We start from the raw sequence: 6,463 nt of genomic DNA, 5'->3' as shown, positions 1-6,463 counted from the left end.
CTTTAACTGTTTTAACCAGCAGCCCTGCACCTTTGTTCATGAGGCGGTCATGTAATTCGCCGGCATCTTCATGGCCGGTAAGGGTTATTTTTTCGGTGAACAGGATGTTACCGGTATCAATATCATGTTTTAAAAAGAAGGTGGTTACGCCGCTTTCTTTTTCGCCGTTAATCAGCGCCCAGTTAATGGGGGCGGCGCCGCGGTATTGAGGTAATAATGAGGCGTGTAAATTTATGGTACCTTTGGCAGGCATGTTCCAAACTACTTCGGGCAGCATTCTGAAGGCTACTACAACCTGCAAATCGGCTTTAAGGGCTTTCAGTTCGGTAATAAAATCTTCATTCTTAAGTTTTTCGGGTTGCAGCACTTTCAAGCCATTAGCTACAGCATATTGCTTAACGGCCGATTCACTAACTTTTTGTCCCCTTCCGGCTGGTTTATCAGGCGCTGTAACAACAGCTACAATATCACTGCCGGCTTTGATTAAAGCGTCTAACGAGGTAACGGCGAATTGGGGGGTACCCATAAATATAATTCTCATAGTATGTTTAGGTATTAGATGTGCTTTATTCTGTTATTCGTATAGTAAATATTTTTTACGTGTGGCTTTAAATGCGGTTAACCCCGGCTGCCAGCCGGTGCGGATCTCTTCCTCTGTTTTGCCTGCTTCAATTTGTTTCCTTAATTCGGCTGTACCGGCCAGTTTTATAAAATAAGCGTTAAAAAAATGATCCTTATCCGGGAATGCATTATATAACTCTAAGAGCCACTTCAGGTTGATAGAGCCCACGCCGGTGATGTCATTTGGCGAAATATTTTGCAAATCGATGCCAAAACATTCCTGATCTTTCTGTGGCGGGTTCTCGCTCATGCCGGGGATGCTTTTCGGTGTGAACGAAAAGCTGTATTTACCTTTCAGCGCCGGGTGCCCTAAAACCGCAAAGGGAACAAGTGTACCCCGCCCCAAACTAAAGGTTGTGCCTTCAAACAGGCAGGTACTTGGGTATAATAAAATTGATATGGGCGTATTTAAGTTGGGCGATGGGTTCACCGGTAAGGTATAAGATAAAATGTGCTTGTAGTTGGCTACTTTAACGATATTTAATTTGCATTTAACCCCATTTTTTAACCAGCCTTCGCCGTTTATCATCTGGGCATATTCGGCAATGGTCATACCGTGAGCAATGGGGATGGGGTGCATGCCCACAAATGACCGGTTAACGGTGTCCAGAATGGGCCCGTCAATTAAATAACCATTGGGATTGGGGCGGTCAAATATCATCAGCTCTACATTATTTTCAGCACAGGCCTCCATTACGTAGTGCAGGGTTGATATATATGTGTAAAAGCGTACGCCAACATCCTGGATATCAAATATCATGAGGTCGATGCCTTTCAGATCGGCAGCAGTTGGTTTGTAGTGCTTGTTACCGTATAGCGATATTACAGGTAATCCGGTTTTGGGGTCTTTGGCATCGCCAACGGTAGCGCCGTTGCTGGCATTGCCCCTGAAACCATGCTCAGGGCCGAAGATCTTTTTTACGGTCACTCCCAAATGCACCAAACTATCTACACTGGCAGTTAAATTTTTACCAATAACAGAAGTTTGATTAATAACCATCCCTATATTTTTTCCCTTAAGATAGTTAATATACAACGGAATTTGATCGGCTCCGGGAATAATCGGGCCGTTTTTTTTGTTTTTTTGGATGGATACCACCTTGCAGCTCTTACAATCGGTTGCGTGGCTGCATGCGGTGTTTGCAAGTAAAACTGTTATGAGGGCAAATCGTAAAAAAGCACAAATCTTATTCATAAAATATTGAGTTGAAACAATTTTAAAAGTAGCAGGTTTAACAGCAAAACCGCATATTTGCGAAGGTACAAAAAATCAGTCTGCCATTGAGTTTCGCCTCCTTTATATCAGCCCGTATAACATTTAAATCAAAACGCACATTTTCAAAACTGATAGTGCGTATTGCAATTATAGGCATTATGCTGGGGCTTGGCGTAATGATACTGTCCCTTGCTATCGTTAAAGGATTTAAACACGAGATCCGCAATAAAGTTCGCGGTTTTGCTGGCGATATCCGTGTTGTTAAGTTCGACCTTAACAATTCATACCAAAGTTCTTCCTTTCCTGCCGACAGTGATTTTGTTAAACGGGCGCTCAAAAGCCCCTTTATTACCCATGTAATGCCGGTGGCCACCAAGCCGGGCATTGTTAAGGCAAATAATGAAATTGAAGGTGTGGTGCTTAAGGGCGTTGATAAAAACTACGACTGGAGCTACTTTAAAAAGATGATGGTAGCCGGCGATGTGATCAGTTTTGCCGATTCTGTTGAAGCACAAAAGGAGATCATGATCTCGCAAACAACAGCCGACAGGCTTAAACTTAAAGTAGGGGATAAGCTGCTGATGTATTTTGATGAGACATTGCGTAAGCGCCCGTTTAAAGTAAAAGGCATATTCAACATTGGGGTTGAAGAAGTAGATAAAACTTTTGTTATAGGTGCGCTATCGCTAATTAATCGCCTTAACGACTGGAAGCCGAACGAGATAGGCCAATACGAACTGCGTGTAGTTGATTTTGACCATATCAATGAAGCTGCCGACGCGCTCGATACCGTTTTACCGGTAAAATTGAAAGAGTACACCATTGAAGAAGATTACCCCACCATATTTGAATGGCTTAACCTGCTGGATGTTAATTCGGTAGTGATGCTGGTGCTGATGGTGGCCGTGGCGGTCATCAATATGATATCAGCACTGCTCATCATGATCCTGGAGCGCACTGCCATGATAGGGATGTTCAAAGCTATGGGGGCCTCCAACTGGGCTATCCGTAAGGTTTTTCTTATTAATGCCTCTTACCTGATCGGTTTGGGCTTGCTGTTAGGTAATTTGCTTGGGATAGGCCTTGGTTACTTCCAGATGTATACCCACTTCTTTAAGCTCGACCAGGCATCATATTACATGACCTTTGTGCCTGTTGAGTTTAATGTTTTTGATATCATCGTCCTCAATATCGGTACGCTGATCATTTGCTTGCTGGTGCTTATCATACCATCAACGCTGGTAAGCAGGATCTCGCCGGTAAAGGCTATCCAGTTTAAATAAGTTTAATCAGTTTGGTTATAATTAAATGGCTGATAGGAGGCACCTACGGAGCCTGGTTTCATTTGATTTTTCTTATAAACATGTTACTCCTACGGAGTTGTGATCGAAAATTTGTTAAACTCCAGTAGGAGTAACATATTTATAGCCTTTTTTAAATATGGAACAGTGGCTCCGTAGGTGCCTCCTGTTTTAAGAGTGGTTTCTTTATTACTGTATAAATTTAATACCACGTAATTACAACAATCGATAACTTAATCCCAATCTAAAATACTCGCTATGCGCGTTAAAGGAGGCATCGCCAATATAGTTTTTCATGTAATTGGTCAATCCATGGGCAAAGCTGGCATTTAATCCGTAGCGGCCGTAACTGGCTACAGCGCCAAGGCGTAAGCGCACATCGGTTGGTGCTTTAGTTCTTTCGCGGTTAACTTTATAAATTTTGCCGTCTTTATCTTTTACTTCGCCTTTATCGCGGCTATCCAGTATCAGGCCAATATCCATCCCCGGTAAAATATCAAGTTTAACTTTATTAAGCTGAAAGCGGTAGCCAAAATATGGGTTTAGATTAATACTCTGGCTTTGAAAAGCAACATGCCCGGTTACCGCGAAACTTGGATCATTTGCTGCGATGGGTAGATAGTCGCCGTATAAAACGCTTGTAATAGGTGTGTATTTATTTACCTCAACCTTACTTCTCAATAGTTCATAACCTCCCTGCAAGCCCACAATAAACCCGCCTTTTGATACCGTTTGGGCCTGGATGCTGGCGCCATAACTAAAGCCGTTTTTATTGCCATATGGGTCATTAGCATAGTCCATCGCACTGCCCGCGGTTGAGCCTTGTAATACCTGGGTGGTAGCTGTTGTTGATTTGCCTGCAAAATGAAATAAGCCGGTATTGGCCTGTACAGAAACTTCTAATTTTTGGGCGCAGAGCTGCAGCCCGCTAAGCATTAACGGGATAAGGATAAGGAGGTACTTTTTCATTTTTTATGTGTTGTAAAGTTTAGTTTCAGGTTTAAGCCGCCTGCGCCAAATTTTATCTGCTGTGAGCCAAGTCCGTCAAGCGGGTATTTTAAAAATGGTTCAATAATTAACTTATTGCTTTTGCCCAGGGGATAACCAACACCAAATGCAACGTTCAGGGTTTTGGCAAAGTAAAAGCTGTTGAAACTTTTGTGTGTTGTTTCGTCGGATGTTTGTGGCTGTACACCGGCGGCCTGCGCCAGCCCCGGGTAGCTGTAACTTGCCGTGTAAGCCTCATTAATAAACGTGCCCGAACTTAAACCTGCAGAAATGTAAGTGTCATTTTTTTGCGGGTTAAATTCATATTTAAGGTTAACAGGGATATCAAGACCAATCAGGTTAGCATTGTAATTTTTAAATGAAGGTGTAGATGATACTTTGCTAAAATCGGCCATGGTGTTATAAGCCGTGCTTAATGATGGTGAAAATGACACCGCAGCTACACCATTTGATGGTTGGTTTTTATTGTAATTAAGCGTGTTTTGGGCTAAAGCTAAACCTGTTGAAAGTTTAAGATTTTTACTCAGCTTGATATCAGAGGTAAAACCGGCACCTGCATTTATCTGGTTTTGGCTGCCCTTGGCATAGTTGAAGAATGTAGCGGCATAAACACTGAATTTTACCCTGCGGTCGTCACTTTCCATATCAGGTTTTTTAGGCTGATCATGATCGCTGGCAAGCAATGCCTCCATAGAATTGGCCTTTGGTTTCACTTTTACTACCGATGGAACAGGATTAACAGGAGGTGTTTTTGCCGGGTTGGTATTAACCGGAGACTTTACAGTCGGCGTATTGGCAAATTGCTGCGTATTTGTTTGCGATAAAACAGAGTTTACACTATCGGCTTTTTTGCCCGGCGGCACGTTTGAAACATGATTATCCGCAGGCTGAACGGCAGGAGTGGTGGCCTTTGCAATTGCATTAACCGGGTTAGTGGCAGCAGGCGTTACCTGTACTGGCGTAAATGCAGGTACAGTAGTTGCCGTTTGATTTACAATTGCGTTGCCTGCCTTTTTATTTAGAGCATTATTGTTTGCAAGTACATTTGGGCTGCTTACCGATGATGCACTGCCGGCCGGGTTCAATTTTGTTGCTGATTGCTGTGCAGTATTGTTGGCTGCAAGGTTTGTTGCAGGTGACTGCTTCGCTATCGCTGGAGGCTGTGCCGGGGCAACGTTTTGAACGGTACTATCAGCAGCGCTGCTTTGCGGCAACACCGGTTTTACCGGTTTAGCAGCGGTGATCTGGGCGTGGTCATTCGTGTTATTTTTATTTGAAGCTATCCACAAGCCTATACTTAAAAACAGTAAAAGGACTGCAGCGGCGCTTGCCCACCATAGGAAAACCGGGCGGCGCTGTTTTTCCTGAACAGGGAATCGCTCCCTGAGCAGCAGCCAGCCTTCATCAGCAGTAGTGTCTTCGTAATTATCAAACACTTCCCTGATGTGGTCTCTTAAGTCGTTATCCAACTGATCATCCATGGTTTTGTGCTTCTTTTCTTAATATAGTCCTTAATCGTTCTTTAGCCCTGCTCAGGTAAACGCGCGATGAGCTTACCGGGATGCCGAGCGTTGTGGCTATTTCGTCATGATCATAGCCGTCTATCTCATACATGTTAAAAATAGTTCGTTGTATAGTTGGGAGCTCAACCATCATCTTTAAAATATCCTGTGCATTTAAATTATCAACCGGCCCCATATTACTCCTGATGGGGGCGGCATTTTCCAATTCAACATTAAGTTGGAATTTAAGGTCTTTACGCCGTCGGTCGATGGCTGTGTTAACCAAAATAGTGCGGAGCCAGGCTTTGAACGGCTTATCGGTGTTGTAGCCGCCAATAGCGTTAAACACTTTTATAAAAGCGTCATTTACAGCTTCAAGGGCATCGTCGCGGTTTAAACTGTAACGCAAACTTATACCCATAGCGTAGCCATAGAACTGCTTATACAGCAATTCCTGATGTTTTAAGCTGCCTTGTTTGCATTGCCTTACGATCTCTTCTTCGGTAATGCGAGGGGGTGGATGCATTAAATGTATAGTTCCGCTAAATGTTGTTTTAAAAGCCTTTACGCAGTAAAATATTTAAACGATACAAATAAATAAAAAAAATCTGCGGGGATTGTTTGCCTGCTGTAATCAAAAAAGCCGGCACCCATAAATACAGGCACCGGCATCGTAATTAAAACAATTGGACTTTTAGTTAATTAGTTTTCTTTAAGTTGTATTGAACAGTCAGTGTATCGCCGTTGGTGTTACGCTGCATCTGTAATACATTACCGTCATAATAGTATTGGTAAACCTTGCTGAGGTGAAATTT

At 43.0% G+C, this 6,463-nt stretch carries 6 protein-coding genes; 1 reads left to right on the top strand and 5 read right to left on the bottom strand.

Annotated features, from left to right (window positions below; all coding sequences use genetic code 11):
* On the bottom strand, nt 1-541 hold a 541-nt coding region (locus VF500_RS28095; protein WP_330862831.1), incomplete at its 3' end, for a methionyl-tRNA formyltransferase.
* Nucleotides 542-574: 33 nt separating this feature from the next.
* Complete coding sequence (locus VF500_RS28090) at nt 575-1,816, bottom strand: DUF1343 domain-containing protein (protein WP_330862830.1); 1,242 nt, start codon at nt 1,814-1,816, stop codon at nt 575-577.
* A gap of 155 nt (nt 1,817-1,971) precedes the next feature.
* Here VF500_RS28090 and VF500_RS28085 point away from each other — a divergent pair, with 155 nt between their 5' ends.
* A complete protein-coding gene (locus tag VF500_RS28085; protein ID WP_330862829.1) occupies nt 1,972-3,120 on the top strand; it encodes an FtsX-like permease family protein in 1,149 nt (382 codons plus the stop codon).
* Between the two features lie 234 nt (nt 3,121-3,354).
* Here VF500_RS28085 and VF500_RS28080 read toward each other — a convergent pair whose 3' ends face one another.
* The 3 genes from VF500_RS28080 to VF500_RS28070 are packed head-to-tail and all read right to left on the bottom strand — an operon-like array spanning nt 3,355 to nt 6,174.
* The gene (locus tag VF500_RS28080; RefSeq protein WP_330862828.1) at nt 3,355-4,107 is read right to left on the bottom strand and encodes a hypothetical protein; all 753 of its coding nucleotides are present in this window, start codon (nt 4,105-4,107) and stop codon (nt 3,355-3,357) included.
* The gene (locus tag VF500_RS28075; protein WP_330862827.1) at nt 4,104-5,627 is read right to left on the bottom strand and encodes a hypothetical protein; all 1,524 of its coding nucleotides are present in this window, start codon (nt 5,625-5,627) and stop codon (nt 4,104-4,106) included. The genes VF500_RS28080 and VF500_RS28075 overlap by 4 nt, the downstream gene beginning before the upstream one ends.
* Nucleotides 5,620-6,174, bottom strand: coding sequence for an RNA polymerase sigma factor (locus VF500_RS28070; protein WP_330862826.1), 555 nt, complete (start codon nt 6,172-6,174; stop codon nt 5,620-5,622). The genes VF500_RS28075 and VF500_RS28070 overlap by 8 nt, the downstream gene beginning before the upstream one ends.
* Nucleotides 6,175-6,463 lie beyond the last annotated feature (289 nt).

The sequence above is a fragment of the Mucilaginibacter sp. genome (assembly GCF_036383575.1).
GTDB lineage: Bacteria > Bacteroidota > Bacteroidia > Sphingobacteriales > Sphingobacteriaceae > Mucilaginibacter.
Note: the sequence above shows the minus strand (reverse complement) of the source record. Positions and strands in the feature narration are given on the sequence as shown.